The organism is Psychrobacter sp. JCM 18902 (assembly GCF_904846615.1).
Lineage (GTDB): Bacteria > Pseudomonadota > Gammaproteobacteria > Pseudomonadales > Moraxellaceae > Psychrobacter.
In genome coordinates this window covers 3019671-3043548 of record NZ_CAJHBK010000001.1, presented here as the reverse complement: position 1 = coordinate 3043548, position 23878 = coordinate 3019671, and the positions used below count along the sequence as shown (strand labels likewise).

General features: G+C 44.0%; 19 protein-coding genes and 3 tRNA genes. 10 read left to right on the top strand and 12 right to left on the bottom strand.

Translation table 11 applies throughout. The features are described 5' to 3' along the window. Positions 1–277: 277 nt before the first annotated feature. The 6 genes from JMY05_RS12655 to JMY05_RS12630 all read right to left on the bottom strand — a co-directional run bounded on the left by JMY05_RS12655 (position 278) and on the right by JMY05_RS12630 (position 5419). Positions 278–1213, bottom strand: coding sequence for an AraC family transcriptional regulator (locus tag JMY05_RS12655; protein WP_045452534.1), 936 nt, complete (start codon positions 1211–1213; stop codon positions 278–280). 532 nt (positions 1214–1745) lie between these two features. Beyond that, positions 1746–1821: transfer RNA gene (locus tag JMY05_RS12650), tRNA-His, on the bottom strand. Positions 1822–1860: 39 nt separating this feature from the next. Continuing rightward, a tRNA-Arg gene (locus tag JMY05_RS12645) sits at positions 1861–1937 on the bottom strand. A 96-nt stretch (positions 1938–2033) separates the two neighbouring features. Further along, positions 2034–2110: transfer RNA gene (locus JMY05_RS12640), tRNA-Pro, on the bottom strand. Between the two features lie 243 nt (positions 2111–2353). Next, the gene (locus tag JMY05_RS12635) at positions 2354–3949 is read right to left on the bottom strand and encodes an McrC family protein (RefSeq protein WP_227678186.1); all 1596 of its coding nucleotides are present in this window, start codon (positions 3947–3949) and stop codon (positions 2354–2356) included. A 12-nt stretch (positions 3950–3961) separates the two neighbouring features. Then, positions 3962–5419, bottom strand: a complete 1458-nt coding sequence (locus JMY05_RS12630; RefSeq protein ID WP_201615248.1) for an McrB family protein — start codon at positions 5417–5419, stop codon at positions 3962–3964. 337 nt (positions 5420–5756) lie between these two features. Here JMY05_RS12630 and JMY05_RS12625 point away from each other — a divergent pair, with 337 nt between their 5' ends. Then, positions 5757–6458: a DUF4442 domain-containing protein gene (locus JMY05_RS12625; RefSeq protein WP_201615247.1), complete on the top strand. Its 702-nt coding sequence runs from the start codon at positions 5757–5759 to the stop codon at positions 6456–6458. 118 nt (positions 6459–6576) lie between these two features. After that, on the top strand, positions 6577–7065 hold the full coding sequence (locus JMY05_RS12620) for a RidA family protein (RefSeq protein ID WP_045443420.1): 489 nt from the start codon (positions 6577–6579) through the stop codon (positions 7063–7065). A gap of 172 nt (positions 7066–7237) precedes the next feature. On the opposite strand, the gene gspE is transcribed toward JMY05_RS12620, so the two are convergent. Next, positions 7238–8791, bottom strand: coding sequence for a type II secretion system ATPase GspE (gspE, locus tag JMY05_RS12615; RefSeq protein WP_201615246.1), 1554 nt, complete (start codon positions 8789–8791; stop codon positions 7238–7240). Between the two features lie 161 nt (positions 8792–8952). On the opposite strand from gspE, the gene JMY05_RS12610 reads away from it, so the two are divergent. Continuing rightward, positions 8953–9777, top strand: a complete 825-nt coding sequence (locus JMY05_RS12610) for a thiazole synthase (RefSeq protein WP_201615245.1) — start codon at positions 8953–8955, stop codon at positions 9775–9777. Between the two features lie 113 nt (positions 9778–9890). After that, positions 9891–11330, top strand: coding sequence for a WS/DGAT/MGAT family O-acyltransferase (locus JMY05_RS12605; protein ID WP_201615244.1), 1440 nt, complete (start codon positions 9891–9893; stop codon positions 11328–11330). A 53-nt stretch (positions 11331–11383) separates the two neighbouring features. On the opposite strand, the gene JMY05_RS12600 is transcribed toward JMY05_RS12605, so the two are convergent. Next, on the bottom strand, positions 11384–12211 hold the full coding sequence (locus JMY05_RS12600) for an inositol monophosphatase family protein (protein WP_045443417.1): 828 nt from the start codon (positions 12209–12211) through the stop codon (positions 11384–11386). A gap of 352 nt (positions 12212–12563) precedes the next feature. Next, entirely contained in the window at positions 12564–14621 is a 2058-nt protein-coding gene (dxs, locus tag JMY05_RS12595; protein WP_087945524.1) for a 1-deoxy-D-xylulose-5-phosphate synthase, read from the bottom strand. A 554-nt stretch (positions 14622–15175) separates the two neighbouring features. Between dxs and ribA the strand changes: the two genes are divergently transcribed. From ribA to JMY05_RS12580, 3 genes are all read left to right on the top strand, one after another. Next, the gene (ribA, locus tag JMY05_RS12590; protein ID WP_045443414.1) at positions 15176–15847 is read left to right on the top strand and encodes a GTP cyclohydrolase II; all 672 of its coding nucleotides are present in this window, start codon (positions 15176–15178) and stop codon (positions 15845–15847) included. A gap of 30 nt (positions 15848–15877) precedes the next feature. Further along, positions 15878–16873 (top strand): oxygen-dependent coproporphyrinogen oxidase, encoded by a 996-nt coding sequence (gene hemF, locus JMY05_RS12585; protein ID WP_045443411.1) that lies wholly within the window; start codon positions 15878–15880, stop codon positions 16871–16873. 398 nt (positions 16874–17271) lie between these two features. Continuing rightward, positions 17272–17742 carry a c-type cytochrome gene (locus JMY05_RS12580; protein ID WP_045443409.1) on the top strand — a complete coding sequence of 157 codons (471 nt, stop codon included), beginning with the start codon at positions 17272–17274 and terminating at the stop codon, positions 17740–17742. A 111-nt stretch (positions 17743–17853) separates the two neighbouring features. On the opposite strand, the gene JMY05_RS12575 is transcribed toward JMY05_RS12580, so the two are convergent. From JMY05_RS12575 to JMY05_RS12565, 3 genes are all read right to left on the bottom strand, one after another. After that, a complete protein-coding gene (locus tag JMY05_RS12575; RefSeq protein ID WP_045443405.1) occupies positions 17854–18840 on the bottom strand; it encodes a mechanosensitive ion channel family protein in 987 nt (328 codons plus the stop codon). Positions 18841–18955: 115 nt separating this feature from the next. After that, positions 18956–19537, bottom strand: a complete 582-nt coding sequence (gene gloA / locus JMY05_RS12570) for a lactoylglutathione lyase (RefSeq protein ID WP_045443402.1) — start codon at positions 19535–19537, stop codon at positions 18956–18958. Positions 19538–19689: 152 nt separating this feature from the next. Then, positions 19690–20328: a carbonic anhydrase gene (locus tag JMY05_RS12565; RefSeq protein ID WP_045443399.1), complete on the bottom strand. Its 639-nt coding sequence runs from the start codon at positions 20326–20328 to the stop codon at positions 19690–19692. Between the two features lie 492 nt (positions 20329–20820). Here JMY05_RS12565 and potA point away from each other — a divergent pair, with 492 nt between their 5' ends. From potA to potC, 3 genes are read left to right on the top strand one after another with little or no spacing between them, the layout of a single operon-like run. Then, positions 20821–22083 (top strand): spermidine/putrescine ABC transporter ATP-binding protein PotA, encoded by a 1263-nt coding sequence (potA, locus tag JMY05_RS12560; protein ID WP_201605919.1) that lies wholly within the window; start codon positions 20821–20823, stop codon positions 22081–22083. Next, entirely contained in the window at positions 22083–22961 is an 879-nt protein-coding gene (gene potB / locus JMY05_RS12555) for a spermidine/putrescine ABC transporter permease PotB (RefSeq protein WP_045443395.1), read from the top strand. Before potA ends, potB begins: the two co-directional genes overlap by 1 nt. Next, entirely contained in the window at positions 22961–23791 is an 831-nt protein-coding gene (gene potC, locus JMY05_RS12550; protein ID WP_201603870.1) for a spermidine/putrescine ABC transporter permease PotC, read from the top strand. Before potB ends, potC begins: the two co-directional genes overlap by 1 nt. The last annotated feature ends 87 nt before the right edge of the window (positions 23792–23878 follow it).

The following is a 23878-nucleotide window of genomic DNA, read 5'->3' as shown; positions in this document are numbered from 1 at the left end:
AGCAAAAATAAATATCATTTAGAACAAACGATCTGACCACCATACAGTGACATATCTTACGCTAAAAACAAGCGTTTGCGCCTAGACGACTCATTATTCCATAGTACCTGAACACAAGCACATTGTCAGCTGTCCATCGTCAAAATACTCTCTATCAACACCTGTCAACCATAGACGAAATATCTTCATAAAAGTCTCATACTTCACTATGAGAAAACAAAAAAGCGTTAAGGGCCTAATGGCAACCTTAACGCTTTTATAGTGTATTAACGATACATTATGCGATGTTTTCTTGTTGATATTGTTGGCGATAGGCTTTTGGTGATACCCCATAAACGCGCTTGAATGCTTGACTAAAGGTCGAGTCTGACGCATAGCCAACCAACTCACTGATACGGCCAATACTGTTTTGCTGCAAGCGTAGATAACGGGCCGCCAAGCGCAAGCGATAATCAATGAGATAGGTCAGCGGCGGCATACCAACTGTATCTTTAAAGCGCTGCGCAAAGCTTGAGCGTGACATTCCTGCGACTTCAGCCAGCTTATGAATGGTCCAGTTTTGATTGGGCGCTTGATGCATCGCTGCTAACGCCTTGGTCAAAAACGGATCTTTCATGGCTTTTAGCCAATTTTCTGTGGCCTCAGGCAAACTTTCAATATAAACCCGCAAACATTCAATCATCATAATACTTGCCCAATGATTGATGATCGCGGTCTTGCCCATGCGCTCACGCTCGGCTTCTAAGGTCAGCAGCTTAATCTCGACATCAATGACCTCAAACCTACCGTCAGACTCATCGTTGATTTCAGGCAAAATCGCAGGCAGCACAGACAGCAAAGGACGTATCATTTCTTTGTCATACTTGCATTCAATCAATATCAAAGACGAGTTAGGATCACCGTTGCCATCGATATCAAGGGTGTTTTCCTTACAATGAGTCAGCAACTCATCCAGCGGTAGCGCATCGTCACCATTATGATCTAAGGCATAGCTCACATGCTTATGGGCACTGGGAATCATAATCATATCGCCTGCATGCGCCTGTCGCAAACCATTGCCGACGTCGATACAAAAGCTCCCAGACATCACTAAATAAAACAAAATCGTATCTTGTCTAGTGATGGAATAAGACCAATTACCAGTCCCATTCAAACGATAATACTTGGTTTCAAACAAATGCACGTTTTGTAGCAATACGCTCAATGCGTCCATCAATCACTTCCTCAATAATATAAGATCCATAGCAGCGCATCTCAGACAAACACTCACATCCCTACTACAGTCTTAGGCTTACTTAATCTATTCAATATATTTTTTAACTGACCTTTAATTTTCTTAACACTCGTATCATCTGCAATGGATCACTTCTTAATGGATGACCTAATATATCAACGGGCTTTAAAACCTTATCATGATGCATCACTAAAAGCGTTGCCTTTGTTATTCTATATTTTGCTATTCTATATAAAGGCGGTTAAAGAATAACAAAGCAGGTTTAAGGCACGTACAGAGATAGCAAGCGTCTCAAAAGAGAACCCATGATAAAAATAAATGAGACAAAAGGCCAGTAAATCAATAGACAATCAAAGGGTTGATGAGTCTACAAATTTTAATCGCAGGGGGTAAGATAGGTTAAAACCAATCATACAGGCACAAAAAAAAGCCAAACATGGCAAGTATTATTATTTAGAATAAGGTTTTTATAATGAGGTAGAACAAGAAGAGGATAATGCAGAATAAAATATGGGGCGACTGATGGGACTCGAACCCACGACAACCGAGATCACAACCCGGGGCTCTACCAACTGAGCTACAACCGCCATAACTATTGCCTGATGAGGCAAGATTTGCAGGCTAAATGGTGCGCCTGGCAGGATTCGAACCTGCGGCCACCTCCTTAGAAGGGAGATGCTCTATCCAGCTGAGCTACAGGCGCTCTTAGAGGACTTTTATATACTAAAGCAAGTTTTAAATATATCAAAAACTAAACCATTATACATAAAAAAAAGCCTGTAAGGCTCTTAAAAATAGATGGTCGGAGTGATAGGATTCGAACCTACGACCCTCTGGTCCCAAACCAGATGCGCTACCAAACTGCGCCACACTCCGAAATGTCTATTATCACGATAGTTTGTTGATTAACTCGTTGTTGGCAATGCCACTAACTTGTTAACGTTCCTTGCTATCGAGGTGCACATATTAAGGGGAAAAGCCGATGGTGTCAACACCTATTTTTAATTAATTTAAAAAAACTGCTAAATTACTTAAAAAACGCTCATTTATCATAAAAACCACTATGATAAATCCTTTTCTCCACGATGCTAAGTGCTACTTACTCATCGACAGCGCTCATTATACTCTATTCCAATCAGGAAGCAAGCCACCGTTTATCGTACCAGTAAGAACATTAAATGGTACGAGCCACAATGGCGCAGGACTCACTTTTTCATCAGTAGCATTATGGCTCTTATCAAGGTTGTTAGCGCCATCAGTCTTTTTATAATCATGCACTTGTTGGCTGAGCGCAACTGGCAACCGCTCATTATCTTGTACTGGATAAACCAGCCACACCTGCCCTGCTTGATAGGCCTGAGCGTAACTCATCAGTTGATAAGCATCGCTGGCACTAATGCTGGCTGTCTGCGATAAATGCTTCCATTTAATATCGATGACATGGCTATAGTGACCTTTTTCTCTAGCTTCAATAACCGCAGTGCTACTCTGATTTTGACAATTATCATTAGCATCAGTTTTATATATGAGCAAATCAGGTCGTATAGACAGACATGCGCGCCCTTCTGCATCCGTTAGCCAGATACTTTGCGTTTGATATAACGGCTGATATTGTTGACTCACTTGCTGAAACATCGAGGCAATGCGCATACTTGCCCATTGTTCAAAAGCTTGATTCATATCAATCAGCAAGCATAAACGCGGAGACGACAGATTTTGCTTGAATGGTTTATTTGGCGCAATACCATTACCTGTTGCCACATTGGACTGCCTTAGTAACCAATAAGCCATATCTAACAACTGCTGAGCAGCTTGTAATTGCGGTGCTCGAAGCGGTTGAGCGGCTAACTGACGCTTTGCTTGCTTGTATATCGACTCTAACTGTGTCAGCTCTTGATAACTCAACGCCGCTACTCGCTGCCAAACCTGCAAAAATTTAGGCGCATCTGCTTTCGATAGCGTTGATTGAAAAAATAAAGGTGTCATCAAAACCAACGTGCTCTTAATCAGCCGATTACCTAGCATGTCTTGGCTCAGTATACTGCTCTCACAGACAAACTTATGCGGCTGCATGCTGTTGTGGAGCAATTGTTCTTTGATGAGCAGTCGACCTTGTAGCGATGCTTGATTATCGACCTGCGTCTGATAGTGTTTGCTTGGTCGATAATGTACCAGCCGCTGCAAAAACTGCGTGATAAGCCAATCTGACAATGGCAGTACAGCTATCGATAGCGGCGACAATTGACTGCTAAATTGACCTAGATTTTTTGTATTGGGTAGCTTGTTTTTGGCATGACTGCTATTGGTCAAATCCGATAGCATGTCCTGCACCCATTGGCGAGTTTGCCTGATATCGGGGCGATGGCTGGCATGGCGATGACTGGCATTCTGTGAAAGGTATGATTGCTGCGCGACTTGATCGCTAGAAGTTTTTGCCACGAGTTTGGGTAATATCTCAAGCGTCATGCCGCTAGGCAGTAAAATAATCCCTATATAATGTCCGACTTTTAACTGCCACTGTCCTTGTCTGCGCTTAATGCTAAATACCGCAAACTCTTGCGCCATCAACCAATGGAAATCAGATACCCGTAAGAAGTCATGCGCTGTTAGACGCTGATGCTCAAACACCGTGATGGTATTTACATCAAATGCATTAACGTTGGCACTATAAATATTATTGGCTATGACTTTATGACTGAAGCTATTATTTATCAACGCTGAACACCTTTATGGATATAAACGTTGATAGACAGTGGGTTTGGCAAACTCGCCTACCCTTGCGATGAGGTCGGTATTTATCCTATAGCCAGCTGTGCTCATAGACTGACCGAAAAATGCGTTTTGACCAGTAAACAGCGGATTTTGACTATTAGCATTCACTTGGTCATTCACACTATTATTGATCGATGCATGGCTATCATGAATAAACTGCGCTCGCAGTGGCTGCTGCTCGTCTCTAAAGATATATTGCAAAGTACCCTCTTGCCCACCCGTCGCTTGCATTAACTGCGGAATGATTTGTTCGACCAACACCGCTTGCAATTGTCCCAGATCCGTCACTGACCATAAAAAAGCATGACCCAACTGCGCTTCCATTCCCAATGTTTGCGTGATGCGATTATTCAAACCAGCTAAGAGCTTTGCCAAATCTACCGTTGCTGGACTGTCAGTTTCTGAGTTTTGGGGTACATGAATAATAGGTAATAATTCTGGTTGCGGTGGACATTCGATAAAACGAAAGCGCCGACGTAATGCCATATCAAGTGGTGCTAACGAGTGATCTTGGGTGTTCATCGTGGCATAAATATCGATGTTGGCAGGGATGCTAAAAGCCCGTCCAGAATAGGCCAAATGAACAGTCATCGCGTTTGCCATGCCAGCCCGTTTGTCTGGCTCAATTAGACTGAGTAGCTCGCCAAATACTCGTGACACGTTGGCGCGATTGATCTCATCAATTAAAATGGCATAACACTGCTCTGGATCATTTGCTGCCCGTTGACACAATTTTAAGAATGCACCATCCTGAATGGCGTAATTCATTTGAGATGAGCTATTCATTGTATGATTAGACGCTGCCATGACAGGACGAATGCCTTCGACAAACTCTTCATAGCCATACGCTTGATGGAAGCTGACCATGGTAAAACGCTGCTGGCTAAAACCTTTATTTGGGTTTGCTTGGCTTTGGTTGACACTGTTATCACGCTGCGCTTGCTGAAATTCGGCAAGTTGCTGCGATAGCTCTGTTAATAACTCAAAGCTTTCTGGCAGCAAATACCACGCACCACCCTCATCTTTATCAAAATAGGCTTGGCTGGCACGGTTTTTATAAGTCACAGTTTTTGAATTGGTAGGGCTATGCATTTGAAGGACAGACCAAGCCGTATTGCTTAAGTTTTTTTCGCGTGCATTCTGCGCCGCTTTCGCGACAAAGAACGCATGATTGACGATTTCAGGCACTTTTACCAAGTCTTGGTGTTTAGATTGGAAATCCAAAAGTACCAAGCATACGATTTCACGCCAGCTAAGCTCTTGCAATAGCTGCCCCAACATATCTGCCTCATCGGCTCTCGGCAGATAGTCGGTATATCGCTTAGCAATTTGTAACAGTCGATAGGTTTTCCCCGTACCAGCAACGCCTGTATAAATGATATTGGTCGGCGCATGAATTGACGTGTCAGGCATAGCTTCATCCAGCATAGAAAAAGGAAATAATCAATAAGATACGCTAAAATGTCATCATTATAGCGTGGCTGTCTTTATGGCATCCAGCAGCACTGTTTATGAAAGCATCTGAGTGATACGATAGTGCTTTGAGCGATAGTATTCCTAGCATCTAGAGTATCATTACGTTAGCCCTATTTTATAAGCGCAGCAGTTCATGCTAATAATAGTAGGCAGACGGCGGTTAATGTACCATAGTGAACATAGCAGCTTACACAATAGGCATCCTATCAGCTGCTATGATGAAATATGTAACACTCAAAGCGTCATCTAATCTATCTACATTAAGGAATTTTGTATGTCAGGATTATTAAAAAAACTCCCTAGCAAGCTAACCAATAAATTGCCAGCCAAAACCTCTGACAGCACAAGATCGCCCGTCGAAAAACCCAACAGCACGCTCAAGCCCATCAGCAATCAATTCACCAAACTGTTATCTGTTACCAAATACTTACCTGCCAGCGCACGCTCGAGCATTTTATCCAAAGCCTTTGGTAAAGTGGTGCCATATGTGGGCACAACGGGCGTCTATTATGAAACGGTCGAACCCAACCAAGTCGTGGTGAGCTTAAACAACACCAAAGCAGTGCAAAATCATATTGGCTCTATTCATGCGGTCGCCATTACCTTACTTGCCGAAACAGCAACCGGTTTTATTCTGGGTTTAAACCTACCCTCTGACCGCGTACTATTGATTAAATCGTACTCGGTTAATTTTTATCGCCCGATTAAAAAAGGTCAAATTGCAGCAGTGGCGTCTTTATCGGATGAGCAGCGCTTAGATATCCTAAATACACCAAAAGGCGAAATGGTAATTCCGTGCGTCATTCATGACCGTGAATCTGACAGTGATCGTGACCCTATCGTGGTTAAGATGACATGGGCTTGGATTCCTAAGTCTGAATTAGAAGCCCGCCGTCAAGGCAAGACCAGCGAAAAGCCGCTAGAAGCTGACACTGAATCTAAAACAGAAGTCGAACCTGAGCAAAACGACCAATAACTGGTTAAGCATAAGTAAGACATAATGTGTCATCTAGTGTGATGAGACATTATGTTTGTTAAACTTGTATAGTGAATTTAAAAAAATTGTGAAAAAAACTTATAATAAGGAGACAACGATGTCCAAGATTACCCATAAATTGACCGCCAACCTAACTAAGGCGTTAATAGTGGGCGCGTGCTCACTAGGGCTTGCTATGACAGCGAATGCTGCCCCAACCTCAAATACTGCAAACATCACTAAATCTAGCCCTGTGTTCCTTGGTGATGGTGGCAATTATCCTTTTTCAGAAGCCGTACGTGTGGGCGATACGCTATACATGTCTGGACAAATTGGTTTTAAAGATGGCAAATTGGTCAAAGGTGGTGTCAAAGCCGAAACCAAGCAAGCACTGGATAATATTAGTGCAACCTTGTTAAAGTACGGTTATCAAAAATCAGACATCGTCAAATGTATGGCGATGCTGACAGACATGGATGACTTTGACTATTTTAATAAAGTCTATAAAGCAGAATTGGCCAAACCTTATCCAGTACGTTCAGCGTTTGGCGTCGCTGAATTGGCGGCAGGTGCCAGTGTTGAAGTTGAATGCATCGCTGCAAAATAATAACGATATCACACGTTAAATGATTAAAAGCACTTAAGTGTTAAAAACCCTGAAGCAGTGAAAGCAGTAAAGGATGACCATCAAATAACTGGCTGCCATAGCCAGTTATTTTTTATTTGCTATACATACCCATTGTCTAAGATAGATAAAACAATTATTCACTCTAGGCATTCTATACAAGTATCGTGTCATCAACTAAGGCGCTCTCTTTCGTCACGCGTAGCACCTCCTCTAGCGTCGTACGACCCTCAATAACTTTATGTAGGCCATCCGCACGAATCGACGGTGTCTGCTGACGTGCGTACTCTTCTAGCTCATACTCAGCGGTATTACTATGAATCATACGGCGCAAGGTATCATCAACTGGCACCACTTCATATATTGCCGTCCGCCCTTTAAATCCTGATTGATTGCATTTATCGCAGCCAACTGGCTTGGGTAAATTGATAGGTTTATTTGTCAAAACTTTAGCGCCATTCTCTGAAACTGGCACAATACCAATCTCAGTGAATAATTTAGCCTGTTCGCTATCAGCCACTTGCCAACCATGACAATGTGTACATAATGTACGCACCAAGCGCTGGGCGACGACTCCAATCAGTGATGACGATAATAAAAATGGCTCAACACCCATATCTTGCAGACGCGTGACGGCACCAATGGCGGTGTTGGTGTGTAAAGTTGATAAAACCAAATGTCCAGTAAGCGACGCTTGTACGGCAATCTCTGCCGTTTCTAAATCGCGAATCTCACCAACCATCACCACGTCTGGATCTTGACGTAACATCGCACGTAAACTTTTGGCAAAGGTCATATCGACTTTATTATTGACCTGCGTTTGCCCAATGCCATCGAGCTGAAACTCAATCGGATCTTCAGCGGTCAAGATATTGCGGGTTTGGTCATTGAGGTCGGTCAATGCTGAATATAGCGTCGTGGTTTTCCCTGAACCTGTCGGCCCTGTCACCAAAATAATGCCGTGTGGGCGATGAATCAAGCGTTTTAGCTCACTATAATCGTTATCAGACAGCCCTAAATACGTCATATTCAGGCGACCTGCTTGCTTATCTAATAGACGCATGACCACGCGTTCACCAAAGCTTGATGGCAATGTCGATACCCGCACATCAACCTCACGACCTGCCAAGCGCAAGCTGATACGTCCATCTTGTGGCACACGCTTTTCGGCGATATCGAGCTTGGCCATGACTTTGATACGCGACACCAATAATGGCGCTAATTGGCGTTTTGGCGTGATAATTTCTTTTAATTCACCGTCAACACGAAAGCGAACGACCAAGCGTTTTTCAAAGGTTTCAATATGGATATCTGAGGCATTTAAACGTATGGCTTCGGACAACAATGCATTGATGAGACGAATAATAGGCGCATCATCTTGTTGATCCATCAAATCTTCAGTTTCAGGGACACTATCTGCCAAACTATCAAGATCAGGATGGTCTTCGAGCCCAGCGGCAATATGCTGCGACTCACCAGTATTGCCTGCATAAGCGGCGTTCATGCGCTTTTCAAAGTCATCGGCGCTGATGCTTTCATAAGTGGGCACACCGCGTACACCTTGCTGCTGTAAAAATCGCACTGCCTCATTAATCGCTGATAATGGCGTGGCTTTGGTCAGCACCAAAGTCGCTGGCAGCTCAGGATCAATGGCAAGTATGGCCAAAATTTGATGGCGTTTCGCAAAACTGTACGGCAGTTGCATCATAAAAGCGACCTGATAAATAAAGATAAACTCAGAAAGAAACTCGTGTCAAAGCGTGGCAAACGTATTATGCTTAACTGGCTAAACCAAAAAAGACTGCAAGTAAGATTGCATGATTTTGTTATAATAGCATTTTGTTTTACTCGCCATTAGGATTTTCAGTTATGTCAGAGAACACAAGCACTGCTACTCATCCGACGCCCCTTTTACAAGACACTTTTACGGTCGGGAGTCGTACTTTTTCTTCTCGCCTGTTGGTCGGTACGGGCAAGTATAAGGATATGACTGAAACGGGCGCCGCCATTGGCGCGTCGGCAGCAGAGATTGTCACCGTTGCTATTCGTCGTACCAATATTGGTCAAAACAGCAATGAGCCCAATCTACTTGATGTGATTTCCCCCGATAAATACACCATCTTACCCAACACTGCTGGTTGTTTCGATGCCGAGACTGCCATTCGTACCTGTAAGCTTGCTCGCGAGTTGTTAGGCGGGCATAATCTGGTTAAGCTTGAAGTATTGGGCGATGAAAAAACCCTCTATCCGAATGTGATAGAAACGCTAAAAGCTGCCCAAGTATTGATTGATGACGGCTTTGAAGTGATGGTTTATACCTCAGACGACCCTATCGTCGCTCAAGAATTAGAAAGTATGGGCTGTGTGGCAATTATGCCACTTGGTAGCTTGATTGGTTCAGGTCTTGGTTTGCTGAATCGTCACACCCTCAGTCTTATTATCGAGAATGCCAAAGTACCGGTATTGGTTGATGCAGGCGTTGGCACGGCCTCTGATGCAGCGCTGGCTATGGAGCTTGGCTGTGATGGCGTCCTGATGAATTCGGCGATTGCCAATGCGCAAAACCCAGTCATGATGGCTCATGCCATGAAGCATGCCATCTGGGCAGGGCGCGCGGCGTTTTTGGCGGGTCGTATGCCAATGCGTAAAATGGCGACTGCCAGCTCACCACAAACAGGATACTTTTTTCAATAGTTTTTAAATTTAATGACCATTATTAAATTGATAGTATTTAATAAAAAGTCAGCTATGAAATAATAATAAAAGAAGTAACTTTTACTCAACTTATCGTCATAAAAGGATTTATTATGCGGCTTCTCACAGCAGTCGACCAGTTGTTTTTACTTCTTGAGTCGCGTAAACAGCCCATGCATGTTGGAGGTTTATTCCTATTCGAATTGCCAGAGAATGCGGGTAGCGGTTTTGTTTGCCAATTGGTCAAACAAATGCAAGATTCTGATGTGTCGCCTACCTTTCCTTTTAACCAAGTGCTTGAGCATTTGGCTTTTTGGAAAAAGGACAAGCATTTTGATGTTGAGCATCACCTGCATCATGTTGCCTTACCAAAGCCTGCACGGGTTCGCGAATTGTTGATGTATGTTTCAAGAGAGCATGGTCGGCTGTTGGATCGTGCCATGCCATTGTGGGAATGTCACGTGATTGAAGGTATTCAACCAGAAAATGAAGGCGACCCTGAGCGTTTTGCCCTATATTTCAAAATTCACCATTCATTGGTTGATGGCATTGCTGCCATGCGCCTTGTCAAAAAATCATTATCGCAATCGCCCACTGAGCCAGTAACGCTACCGATTTGGTCATTAATGGCACGCCATCGCAATCAAGTCGATGCGATTTTACCCAAAGAGCGCTCCGCATTACGCATCATTAAAGAGCAAATATCTACCATTAAACCTGTATTTACCGAACTGCTGGATAATTTGAAAAATTATGGTGATGACAGTTATGTCGGTACTTTTGATGCGCCGATGAGTGTGCTTAATAAACGTATCTCAGCATCACGGCGTATAGCCGCGCAGTCTTATGATATTCAGCGTTTTAACGATATTGCTGAGCGACTAAATATCAGTAAAAACGATGTGGTGCTGGCGGTATGTGCGGGTGCCATTCGTCGTTACCTGATATCCATGGATGCGCTGCCTAGCAAGCCGCTCATTGCTTTTGTACCGATGTCGCTGCGTACGGATGACAGTGTGGCAGGCAATCAATTATCCTTTGTACTGGCCAATTTGGGCACGCATTTAGATGATCCTTTGAGCCGAATCAAACTGATTCATCGCAGTATGAATAACGGCAAACGCCGCTTTCGACGCATGAATCAAGCCCAAGTGATTAACTACAGCGTGATTGCCTATGCTTGGGAAGGTATCAACTTAGCGACCAGTCTATTTCCCAAAAAGCAGGCGTTTAACCTGATTATCTCTAATGTGCCTGGTTCTGAAAAACCACTATATTGGAATGGTGCACGTTTACAATCGTTGTACCCTGCATCTATTGTCTTCAATGGTCAAGCAATGAATATCACCCTTGCTAGTTATCTAGATAAGATTGAATTTGGGATTACGGCTTGTAGTAAAGCACTGCCGCATGTGCAAGAAATGCTGACGCTTATTGAAGAAGAGTTACAACTGTTGGAAACCACCAGTAAAGCGCTTAAGTTCCAAGGCATTACGGTTGAAGACAAAAGTGGCTATAAGAATAAAGGGAAAACAAAAAAGCTGGCTCCATAATGGAACCAGCTTTTTTGTTTTAAGTTGTCTTAATAATTATGCTTAAGTGGTGCTTAAAATGCATCACCCCACGTTGGGACAACCACTTGCATCAATGGCTTCAATAACTTAATGTTACAGGCGAAAATAGAGCCTGAAGTCATTGAGTTGTGTGCGCCTGTATGGTCAACCACCACGCCACGTGCTTCGGTCACGATAAGCTCACCGGCAGCAATATCCCAAGGCTTAATTGACATCTCAAAATAACCGTCAAAACGACCAGCAGCGACATAACATAAATCAAGCGCAGCTGAGCCTAAACGACGAACTTGACCGCCTGCTTCAGAGATCTTTTGCAAGCTCTCAAAATGCTGCTTGGCATAAGAGATGATTTCGCCATTGCGTTTACGCTCAAGCGGATGACCAGTGGTAAATAGACCACCATCAATGGTTTTGCGCTCGCTCACTTGCATGCGGCGATTGTTCAAGCGCGCGCCTTTACCACGGCTAGCAGAGAACATCTCATCACGGACAGGGTCATAGATAACACCATGTTGGGTCACGCCTTTATGCTGCACGGCGATAGACACACAAAACTGCGGCACACCATGGACGAAGTTTTTGGTACCATCTAGCGGATCAATAATCCAGCACCAGTCTGCATCTTCACCGCGACCTTCTTGCATACCAAACTCTTCACCCAAGTACGAGTGATTTGGATAGCTGGCTTTTAGGGTTTCAATCGTCAGCTCTTCGCTAAAGCGATCAATACGCGTAACCAATCCATCAAGCCCTTTTGACTCAATATCCAATTCAATTTTATGGCGGTTTTGATGCGCATATAAAATCTCTTTACCAACTTTTTCAGCAGTACGTGCTGCGATGACGACCATGGGTTCCATAAATAACCTATTTGCTTGATGAATGAATGTCAAAAATAAGACGAACTCTGTGCCCACAACATGCCAATCAGCCGCTGCATCACACTGTATTTATACAATTAAAAAAATGCGCCATTTGAAAGCGATGATCGCATTATACTAAAATTGTTCGATAAAAAACGAAAAAAACCATGACGTTCGCCAAACCAACCCAAATTTTGGTGGTCATCACAAACTGCGTAAGTTGTAAAAAAGTCAGCACCTACGACTAAGTAGGCGTTCGCGCTATCGATCGAGCTTTTATCTATTTAACCAATACTCTGTCCAAATGACAGATAAAAACTTTAAAAACGTTCAAAGGTATAACTTAAACTTACAACAGCAACTGTTCAAGCTGCCTTACCACACCATTAACATCTAAACCACAATCAGCCATTTGCTCTGCTTGTGAGCCATGGGCGACAAAGCGATCTGGAATGCCGATATTAATAACGGCAGGACGGTTATCTTTAAAGGCTGGTGATTCGTTAAGCAAATACTCATTTACTGCACTGCCCGCGCCGCCCATAATCATGTGCTCTTCCAAAGTCGCAATGTGTGTAATACCTTGCTCTAACAACTTTTCTAATAATGCCGTGTCTAAAGGTTTTACCCAGCGCATATTAATGACATGTACCTGACAATCTGATTCTATATCATTGTCAATTAAGCTTTCTGCCGCTTGCTGAGCCGTCGCAACCATGGTACCAAATACGAGTAGCGCCAGCTTTTTAGGCGCATCCTCACTACCTAATACCGACTCTATCACTGCCTCGCCAACGTTATAAGTCTGTGCTGGCGATGCGATAACTGCGCCAGTACCGACACCACGCGGATAGCGTACTGCCGTGCAGCCTTGATATTCATAGCACGTATTGAGCAAATGGTAGCATTCGTTTTCATCTTTTGGCGCGGCGATCAGCATATTGGGCACGCAGCGTAAAAAGGCAAAATCGAATACGCCGGCATGCGTTGCACCATCTTCACCGACTAGGCCAGCACGATCAATAGCAAACATCACATCAAGGTTTTGCAAAGCCACATCATGAATCAGCTGATCATAGCCACGTTGCAAAAACGTCGAATAAATCGCCACAATCGGTTTGACGCCTTGGGTTGCCATACCAGCAGCCAGTGTGACTGCATGTTGCTCAGCGATGGCTACATCAAAAAACCGCTCCGGAAATTGACGGGCAAAATCAATCATCCCCGAGCCTTCTTCCATAGCAGGTGTGACAGCAAGCAGTTTATCGTCTTCAGCAGCCTTATCACATAAGAATTGCCCAAATACTTGCGAGTATTTTAACGCAGGTTTGGTGTTGGGCAGTGATTTTTCTGTGGCGACAGCCTGAGCATCAGTCTTGATTTCGACAGGGAGCTTGCTGATAGCATGATAGCCGACGGGATCTAACTCAGCTGGGGCAAAACCTTTGCCTTTGGTGGTATAAATATGGACTAAAACAGGCCCTTTTATCTGCTTGGCAAGTGACAATACCCGCAGTAGCTCAGGGATATTGTGTCCATCAAACGGACCAAAGTAGGTAAAACCAATCGCTTTAAATAAATTGTCTTCTAACTGCGGCACATCACGCATCTCTTTGTGACGCTTACGGCGATCAAAGCCTTGCATATCAGGGCGCTGGCATAGTACTGGCTCGCCTGCATCAGAGATATCAACCTGATACCCTGACTCCCACAGCATCGCTAAATGCCGTGAAAAACCACCGATAGAACAAGAGATCGACATGTCATTGTCATTTAAAATGACCAATAAATCCGCATCTTGTTGCACCGCATCATTCATCGCTTCAAACGCCATACCGCCGGTCATTGCACCATCACCAATGATACAAGCAACAGTTTGCGCGCGACCTTGATAGCGCAGTGCTAAGCTCATGCCTAGACCAGCTGAGATTGACGTCGATGAATGACCAACGCCAAAGGTATCGTAAACGGATTCTGCACGCTCAGGAAAAGCAGTCAAACCATCTTTCGAGCGAATCGTCGCCAACTGGTCACGGCGACCCGTCAAGACTTTATGGGCATAGGCTTGATGACCCACGTCCCAAACGATTTGATCTTGCGGCGTATCTAGTAGGTAATGCAGCGCAATGGTCAATTCAACCACGCCCAAATTAGCACCAAAATGTCCACCGCTTTGACCTGCTGAATACAATAGAAATAGCCGCAGCTCATCAGCCAAGGTGATAAGTTGAGCGGTTGTCAGGGCATTAAGATCAGCTGGCGCTGCAATGCTATCCAGCAAAGGCGTATCAGGACGGACGCGTGGAATCACAGTATAAGTCTGCTGTAAATTCGACAGCTGGGCAGCAGAATCGACAGCTGGCATAGATACGGACTGAGACTGTGGGGAATGAGGTGACTGCTGCATAAACCGTACGATACCTACCAATCTGCTGACAAGACAGCCTCTTAGTGCATAATGCTACCTAAGTGACGTCAATAATATCTACACCATTATTGGTGTAATCGACCATATAACTGTTCATAAATTTATTCAGGCAGCCTTTATGTCTTTATATAAACATATAGAGGCTGCGCCGAATAGCACATACGCTGCCGTCATAGACAGCGATAGAGCTTTGCTTTGGCGCTTTCATAACAAGGGATAATATTATGCCTTATTATTGTGTATCAATATCGGATGTTAGTGACGACATAGTAATGTAAGGGCAAAGACTTGTCACTGTATCCGTCAAAATAGTATGGCATAATAGCATTTATTTTTAATTGTCGCTTTAATCATCGTGCGTCGTTTGTGAACTTTGTGTGTTTTTATAATAAAGACAATCAGCATGCACTCTTTACGAATGAATTATACTGGCATTATCCTACTTTCATCATGCAGCTAGGATGTCATCGCTGTTTTAATATGGTTAAAAAAGACCCTCTACCGCCACGCTTATCGGCTTATGCAGGACATTAATGTCATATCAATTTATTACCAGTGCCAAACTACCTACTCGTCACGGCGAGTTTGATATTCATATCTTTGAAAACGACGAAGGTCAAGAGCATGTGATGCTGACTGTCGGTCTGCCTGTCGTCGATCAACATACGGCGGACAACTCACCGAGTCAAACGGACGCCACGCGAGCAGAAAGAACCATTCCATTGATTCGTATTCATTCAGAATGCTTGACGGGCGATGCTTTTAGCTCATTAAAATGTGACTGTGGGCCGCAGCTCAACACGGCGATGCAAGCAATACAAGAGACTGGCTGCGGGGCTATATTATACTTGCGCCAAGAAGGTCGCGGTATTGGTCTGACCAATAAGATTCGCGCTTACGCCCTGCAAGACCAAGGTCATGATACTTTAGATGCCAACCTCATGTTGGGCTTACCTGCTGATGCGCGCATTTATGATATGTGCGGCCCGATGCTCGCTCATATCGGTGTTGACGCCGTCAGACTCATCACTAACAATCCAGACAAAGTGGCTTATCTAACCGAGCACGGTATTAATGTCGTGGAACGCGTGCCTTTATTGGTTGGGGTGAATGATATGAATGCTGAATATTTAGCGACCAAGCGCGACCGCATGGGTCATTTATTAGATAAAGATTTCAATACCGCGTTACATCTTAATAAGTAGACATCAATACACTAAATAAATAGATATTTTATGAGTATTTCAAATACAGATAATAAGACAGAGCTATCAGCGACAGACTTAACAGTGCCAGCCAATAACGACATCATGCGTGTGCGTGAGTTTTTGGTCGATTTGCAGGCTCGTATCTGTCAAGCCTTAGAAGCGCAAGAACGCGATGGTGGCGGCAATGCAACCTTTGTCCCTGATGACTGGGAACGTCCTGAAGGCGGCGGTGGTCGCTCGTGTGTCCTAGCAGATGGTGAGGTGATTGAAAAAGCAGGTGTGATGTTCAGTCATATTCACGTGCATAACTTGCCTGCTTCAGCCACTGCACGCCATCCCCATATCGCTGGTCGTAAAGCCCAAGCCATGGGTGTCTCATTGGTTGTCCATCCCAAAAACCCGAACGTCCCAACCAGCCATGCCAATGTGCGTTTGTTCGTTGCTGAAGCTGAGGGCGAAGACCCTATTTGGTGGTTTGGTGGTGGTTTTGATTTGACGCCGTTTTATCCCGTACTCGCTGATTGCGTGCATTGGCATCAAGTCTGTCATGATCTGTGCGCGCCTTTTGGTGACAGCGTCTACCCTGATTTCAAGCAATGGTGTGATGAGTATTTTCACCTACGTCATCGTGATGAGCAGCGCGGTATCGGTGGCTTGTTTTATGATGATGTCAATACAGAAAGTCGCGGCTGGGATTTTGAGACCTGCTTTAACTTTATGAAGGCGGTCGGCAACGGTTATCTTGACGGTATCATGCCCATCTTTGAGCAGCGTAAAGATGCCCCTTATACCGAGGCACAGCGCGAATTTCAGCTCTATCGCCGTGGTCGCTATGTTGAGTACAACCTTGTTTATGACCGCGGCACGCTATTTGGGCTACAAAGCAATGGTCGTATCGAGTCCATCTTAGTCAGTATGCCGCCGCTTGCCAGCTGGCATTATCGCTTTGAGCCGACTGAAGGCTCGCCTGAGTTTGCATTGACCGATTTTTATCTAAAACCACGCGATTGGTTGACTCTATAGTTTGTGTGAATATAATAAAGGCTAAGGTATTTATTAGCTTGTCTTTAGAGAGTATCAAGAAGGTCAGCTATCCACGCTGACCTTTTTATATGGGCGCAAATTTATATGAGCGAAAGTCACTGACTCAAAAATTACGATGATATAACAACTAAATTTACGTTCACTGCACAGATAACCGTTACAATGAAAACTATTGTTGGAAAAATCCTTTAGAAGCGAATGCGTTTCCAAAGGATGATGAGGTAATTTTTATAACAATACGCTTTATTTAAAAGCAGTATTTAGAAGAAACCTTTCGATTTAAAAGAAGTCTTTAAAGGCAGATATTTAAAAACAGTATGTAAAGCCAGCGTTTATAAGCGCGCCTACTACTAACCAATTTTACAGGAGTAATTCACATGGCACAGGTTCATACCAACCAATCATTAAAATCTATCTTTGGCATCACATTGATGGCAGCCGCCCTAGGTCTAACAGCGTGTAGCACTGCCACTGACCCTGATGTAAAAGCCCGCCAAGATAGCATGAAAAGCTATGGTGATGCGATGGGTGTCATGGGTGATATGATGAAAGCACCTGACACCTTTGATGCCGCCGTATTCAAAGAGCAAGCCGCATTTTTAGCAGAAGACGCTGCTACGCCTTGGAGTCATTTTGAAAATAAAGAAGCCGTTGGCAATGCGACTGATGCCGTTTGGTCAAATGCCGATGGTTTTCGCGCAGAAGCAGAAAACTTTCAAAAAGTCACTGCTGAGCTGAACGCTGCTGCACAAACAGCCACTAGCATCGATGATGTCAAACCAGCCTTTGGTGAAGTCGGCGCTAGCTGTAAATCATGTCATACCGATTTTAAAGTCAAAACTGACTAAATTGTCATAAATTGATATTGTAAAAAATCCGCCATGTCATTTGATATGGCGGATTTTTATTTCGAAAATTTTGTGTGAAAGGCCGTTCTTTAAAATAACGCGCTAAACAAATTACTCTGCTACAGCTTTATTAACATCGTTATTAACATCGATCGCCTTTTGCTCATGCAATTTATTCACAATCGATGTCACTGATGGATCACTCAAATCTATCGTGCGTATCGGGAATGGAATGTTGACGCCTGCTGCATCGAGTGCGCTCTTAATCTCTACGATCACTTGATGAATCGAGGTCACTTTGTTGGCTTGAGTGCCATCTTCGATAAACCAACGTACCATCAAATCAATCGTTGAGTCACCAAAGCCCGTAGCAATCACACTTGGCTGCGCTTCCTTCGATACGCTTTCGACTTTATCTAACGCTTGTAGAATCTCAGCTTTTGCTGCTTCGATATCATCTTCATAGCCAATACCAACAGCCACTTGCAAACGGCGCTGCTTATAGGCGGTGTTGACCGTCAACGCTGAGGTGTAGAGGTCTGAATTGGGAATAACCACTTGCCGACCGTCATACGTCTTGATAGTCGTGGCGCGTATTTTAATATCCTCAACCGTCCCTTCATAGTCGCCTGAGACAATCTGATCACCGATGCGAAACGGCTCTGAGATCAGCAGCAAAATACCAGAGAGCAAGTTTTGAAAAATATCTTTAAAGGCAAAACCAATAGCGACGGAACCAATACCGAGTGCACCAATCAGCTTAGCAGGGGTAAATCCTGGCACGGCAATCACCATGGCAATCATAAAACCGATAAAAATGATGAGTGCGCCGCCTACTCGCTGAAACACTTTAACCAAGTTCTGATGCCGACTGCGACTGCCTAAAAGTTTGTATACCACTTTTTTGAAGACAATCGATAGAAACCAAAAAATCAGAATAACAATAATTGATGCGACAAAATAAGGAATGCGTTCAACAAAGCCAACCACTATCTCATTTGCTGAATCAATAATACTTTGATATGTCAGCACATCCGTTGTCACTGGTTCAGCCGCTATATTGGTATTTACTGTCGTTTCTGCCTCAGAGGTAGGCATCTAGATGTCACTCCTTTGGTTGGTTGGCTTTATGCTTCCATTTACTCGATTAATTGATTGTTTGACTGGGGCGTGTCCTAGGCTAACTGACGTATTGACGTACCAGCCTGTCAAGCTAACCCATTAAATCTGCTTGTACAATTTCAATCCAGTAACCATCAACATCTTTGATAAAGGCAATGTTTTTCATACTGCCATCTTCTGGACGTTTTTTGAATTCGACATTATTTTTATCAAACCAAGCAACCGCTTCATCGAGACTAGGTACGCTAAAGCAGATATGTCCAAAACCTTGTGGCTCACCATTACCATCATGATAGCTAAAATCAGCTTTCGTTTCGGTACCATAATTATGGGTCAATTCTAAGATGCCGCGTTGACGGAAGGCAAAGACTTGCAAATCATCACCCGCGGGCAAATTGTCGCGCTCGCTTTCGGTTAACTTGGCTAAAAAATATAAATCAAAACCCATATCAGGGAATTTTTTTACCGCCAGCAAAGTCATACCAAGGACACCGGTATAAAACGCCAACGACTTGGCAGGATCTTTGACACGTAGCATGGTGTGGTTAAAAGTAAAACCTGTCGTCTGTGCTGAGATAGGCTGCACACCATCGGTATTGACGCTGCTCGTTGGTTGAGCGATAAGTGCTTCCTTATTATTATCAGTGGCTGAGCCAGTATTTGCTGTAGACATAGTCATCCTAATATTGACAAAATAGAGAGTTTAAAAGCAAGCGCGTGAATATTTTTTACGCGCTTGACCCTTTTATCATAATAAAAAATCGCGAAAGCATTGAGTGGGTTTTGTAAGAGCGCACACTTGGTGCTACCCATTTAACCGATTAATTAGCTGTCTAAGAAACGTACTTTTCCTGTCTCTAAATCATACTCTGCACCCACGACCAGCAATTGACCGCTATTGGTTAAATCCTCTAATGCCCGCGAGCCATGTTTGAGCTGGCTAACTGACATACGGACGTTGGCGCGGATAGAGCGATCGACCAACTCGTCGGCATCGACATCTTGACCATTGGCAGTGGCAAGCTCATGCAAGTTATAAACGCTTGGGCGAATGCGATCGACAATCGACTGCAAGTTGGGTGAATAGTTTTTCTCAGGATTGATCAGTGTCTCAACACAAGCCGTGACAGCGCCGCAATGTGAGTGCCCAAGCACGACCACCAATTTTGTACCGAACTTTTCGGCCGCAAACTCAATCGAGCCAATCTGTGAAGGCGCGACGACATTACCCGCGACTCGAATAACGAACAAATCACCCAAGCCTTGATCAAATACAATCTCAACTGGTACTCGTGCATCCGAGCAACCCAAAATAATGGCCAAGGGATCTTGATCTTTAACCAATTCAGGTCGTCTTTGCATTGTTGGGTCAGTGGTGGTCAAACTATCTATGTAGCGCATATTGCCTTCTTTTAAAAGCGCAAGAGCTTCTTGACCGGTTTTCGGGCGTGTATCGTTAGGCATAAGACATCCTTTATCATTAATAATATTAGCGTTATAAACAGCTTTCCACACATGTATTCAAACATAGATTTGCGAATGGCTACTAACCTATCAGGCGCATTATGTTTGTCTGCCATACCGTGATTGTATAGGAATAAAAACCAAAAAATGATAAAAAATTTTGTTTAAATGTCGTCATAGAATGGCAGTTATTGCCAATCATACAGAATTATAAAGTTGGCAGTGAGACTGAAAAACAGAAATGCGTTAGCCAAAACCGAGCATCAAACAGACAACACCAAACTATCAAGCACCAACAGCCATTGACAGCTTAACCGTGTTGCTCGCAGAACTTATAACGAACTTGCACTGATTTATATCAAGGGTTTGTTATAATACGCGGCGACCAAATCGGGTTTACACCCATCGCTTATATCCATATCAAATCACCTTGACCACAGTGTCCTAAATAAATAGCTGTACTGCGATGTCGGACACGTAGGAATAAATATTATGACCAATTCACCGCCAAATATGCACAGAGCCTCTGCATCACCTCAAGATGACAAAGTACTACTGCAACTGACTGGTCTAAAAAAAACCTATGATCAAACTGAAGTATTAAAAGACATCAATCTTGATATCAAGCACGGTGAATTTTTGACGCTGCTTGGTCCATCAGGCTGCGGTAAAACAACCTTGCTGCGCCTAATCGCTGGTTTTGAGCAGCCAAACGCTGGGGCAATTTATCTAGACGGCGTACAGATGGCAGGCTTGCCAGCGGATAAACGTCCCGTGAACACAGTGTTTCAGCAATATGCGTTGTTTCCACATATGAGTGTCGCGCAAAACGTTGCTTACGGGCTTAAGCTCAAAAAAGTACCCAAAGATGAGATTCAAACCCGCGTGCGCGAGATGCTCGCCATGGTACAGCTGGAGCATTTAGCCAATCGCAGACCACAAGACTTGTCTGGTGGTCAGCAGCAGCGTGTCGCCATTGCACGAGCCGTCATCAATCGTCCTAAACTGTTGCTACTTGATGAGCCACTATCTGCGCTCGATCATAAACTGCGTTTGCAAATGCAATCTGAGCTTAAACGGCTGCAACGAGAGCTTGGCATCACTTTTGTCTTTGTCACCCACGATCAAGAAGAAGCGCTATCGATGTCAGATCGTATCGCCGTGATGAAAGATGGCACTTTTCAGCAAATCGGCACGCCTATTGAGATTTATGAAACACCCGCGAATTTATTTACCGCCAAGTTCATCGGTGAGACCAACTTGTTTAAAGCGGAAGTCAGAGGCGTTTATCCCAACCAACCAGATCGCGACGGTCGCGTGACCAATGGCCGTATCGAAGTCGAAGTTTGTGAAGCACAAGCGCAAGATGGTCCGACCACCTTACGCAATTTACGCCGCCCTGATTTTGCTAACGATGTACAAGTGGGCGATATCGTTAATTTATTGCTACGCCCTGAAGATTTGCGAATTTATGACCCCAATGATAAAGAACATGGTGGCTTACTCGGGCGAGTGATTGAAAGCAACTATAAAGGTAGCACCTTAGATTCGATTATTGAGTTAGCAAACGGTCACATTATTAAGGCTTCCGAATTCTTTGATGAGGATGATCCAAGCTTTGATTACAAGTTAAATGAAGGTGTCAAAGTATCATGGGTCGATGGATGGGAGTGGGTACTACCAGAAGACGGTACGCTTGATGATGAAGCCAATCATCAAGCTGCCAGTTTAGCTGCTCAAAAGGATATTAGCTGATGGCAGGTCATAGCTTAGGCAGCAAAAGTCCTTTTCGTACCGTAACGCTCTGGCTGATTTGGGGTTGGTTATTGATATTTGCCCTATTGCCAAATATCTTAGTCATCGCTGTCAGTTTTTTGACCCGCGATAGCAGTGCTTTTATTAGCTTGCCTGTCAGCATCGACAGCTATATACGCATGATTGATCCGCTATATTTTGGCGTATTTATTCATTCATTATGGATGGCAGGCATCACAACCATCATCTGCTTGTTACTTGGCTACCCTTTTGCTTGGCTGATAGCCAAAGCCAAAACCCGTTGGCAGCCGCTACTCATGATGCTGTTAATCCTACCATTTTGGACCAACTCGCTCGTGCGAACGTATGCGCTTAAACTGCTATTTGCCAATAACGGTTTGATTAATAAATCACTGCTGGCAGTCGGTATCATCGATGCCCCGATTGATATTTTATACACGCAAGTGGCGGTGATTGCTGGTTTGACGTACTTATTGTTCCCATTTATGGTGTTGCCGTTATACGCAGTATTTACCGATTTGCGCAATGACATGCTACTCGCTTCACAGGATTTGGGCGCATCAAAGACCCAGACTTTTTGGCATATCATATTACCATTGACGACGCCTGGCATTATCTCAGGGGTATTATTGGTGCTGCTGCCTGCGATGGGTATGTTTTATGTGGCAGATATTTTGGGTGGTTCACGCAATTTATTGGTCGGCAATATCATCAAAAATCAATTTTTGGATGCGCGTGACTGGCCATTTGGCGCAGCTGCCAGCGTGTTATTAACACTAGCAATGGCAGTACTATTACTCGCCTACCGTGCCAGTAGTCGCCGCATTGGCAAGACCGACTTTAATGAGGTGGCCTAATGTCTGATAGTTCACTGAATCATCAACTGAATAGCTCGGCAACTAAAAAAAGATCGTCTATTAAGATTGGCAGCATCGCGGCTAAAGGCTATCTTGGTCTCATCTATACCATGCTGTATTTGCCAATTATCGTCTTAGTCGTCATGTCCTTTAATAAGTCTAAAGTCGGCTATAACTGGGGCGGCTTTAGCTTAAAGTGGTATGAGTCGCTGTTGAATAACCAAGCGATGCTCGATGCTTTTTGGCATTCTATTGTATTGGGATTGGTCGCAGCCACCGTCTCAACTTTGATAGGAACGCTAACTGCTCTCGCCTTACATCGCTATAACTTTCGCGGTAAAGGCTTATTAAATGGGCTGTTATTTGTATTAATGATGTCGCCTGAAATTGTACTCGCTATTTCATTATTGGCATTATTCTTATTAATAGGGTTGCAATTAGGGTTCGTCTCGCTGTTACTCGCGCACATTACTTTTTGCTTACCGTTTGTAGTCATCACGGTGTTTGCACGATTGAGCAGTCTGGATGAACGCTTGATGGAAGCCGCACGCGACTTGGGCGCTAGTGAATCAACGATGGTGCGTACCGTGCTCATTCCTGTCATTCTGCCCGCAGTGATGGCAGGTTGGCTACTGGCATTTACCTTATCGCTCGATGATGTGGTGGTTTCTACCTTTGTCACGGGGCCCAGTTATGAGATTTTACCGCTACGGATTTATTCAATGGTACGAGTAGGACTCAAACCAGAGGTCAATGCCATTGGGACGATTTTACTGGTTGCTTCGCTGATATTGGTCATTATTTCGCAGCTATTATTACGTCGACGCTAGTTTGCCATTGCTCATTTAGCATTGCTGATTAAAAATCGGACTTTGAATGAAAATCAGCGCTATATCGATTATAATGAATTTTTCTCA

Bases quoted from the DNA above. Each gene is read 5' to 3' on its own strand.
- JMY05_RS12655 (WP_045452534.1), bottom strand. From the start codon at position 1,213: ATGGACGCATTGAGCGTATTGCTACAAAACGTGCATTTGTTTGAAACC.
- JMY05_RS12630 (WP_201615248.1), bottom strand. From the start codon at position 5,419: ATGCCTGACACGTCAATTCATGCGCCGACCAATATCATTTATACAGGC.
- JMY05_RS12625 (WP_201615247.1), top strand. From the start codon at position 5,757: ATGTCAGGATTATTAAAAAAACTCCCTAGCAAGCTAACCAATAAATTG.
- JMY05_RS12620 (WP_045443420.1), top strand. From the start codon at position 6,577: ATGTCCAAGATTACCCATAAATTGACCGCCAACCTAACTAAGGCGTTA.
- gspE (WP_201615246.1), bottom strand. From the start codon at position 8,791: ATGATGCAACTGCCGTACAGTTTTGCGAAACGCCATCAAATTTTGGCC.
- JMY05_RS12610 (WP_201615245.1), top strand. From the start codon at position 8,953: ATGTCAGAGAACACAAGCACTGCTACTCATCCGACGCCCCTTTTACAA.
- JMY05_RS12605 (WP_201615244.1), top strand. From the start codon at position 9,891: ATGCGGCTTCTCACAGCAGTCGACCAGTTGTTTTTACTTCTTGAGTCG.
- JMY05_RS12600 (WP_045443417.1), bottom strand. From the start codon at position 12,211: ATGGAACCCATGGTCGTCATCGCAGCACGTACTGCTGAAAAAGTTGGT.
- dxs (WP_087945524.1), bottom strand. From the start codon at position 14,621: ATGCAGCAGTCACCTCATTCCCCACAGTCTCAGTCCGTATCTATGCCA.
- ribA (WP_045443414.1), top strand. From the start codon at position 15,176: ATGTCATATCAATTTATTACCAGTGCCAAACTACCTACTCGTCACGGC.
- hemF (WP_045443411.1), top strand. From the start codon at position 15,878: ATGAGTATTTCAAATACAGATAATAAGACAGAGCTATCAGCGACAGAC.
- JMY05_RS12580 (WP_045443409.1), top strand. From the start codon at position 17,272: ATGGCACAGGTTCATACCAACCAATCATTAAAATCTATCTTTGGCATC.
- JMY05_RS12575 (WP_045443405.1), bottom strand. From the start codon at position 18,840: ATGCCTACCTCTGAGGCAGAAACGACAGTAAATACCAATATAGCGGCT.
- gloA (WP_045443402.1), bottom strand. From the start codon at position 19,537: ATGTCTACAGCAAATACTGGCTCAGCCACTGATAATAATAAGGAAGCA.
- JMY05_RS12565 (WP_045443399.1), bottom strand. From the start codon at position 20,328: ATGCCTAACGATACACGCCCGAAAACCGGTCAAGAAGCTCTTGCGCTT.
- potA (WP_201605919.1), top strand. From the start codon at position 20,821: ATGACCAATTCACCGCCAAATATGCACAGAGCCTCTGCATCACCTCAA.
- potB (WP_045443395.1), top strand. From the start codon at position 22,083: ATGGCAGGTCATAGCTTAGGCAGCAAAAGTCCTTTTCGTACCGTAACG.
- potC (WP_201603870.1), top strand. From the start codon at position 22,961: ATGTCTGATAGTTCACTGAATCATCAACTGAATAGCTCGGCAACTAAA.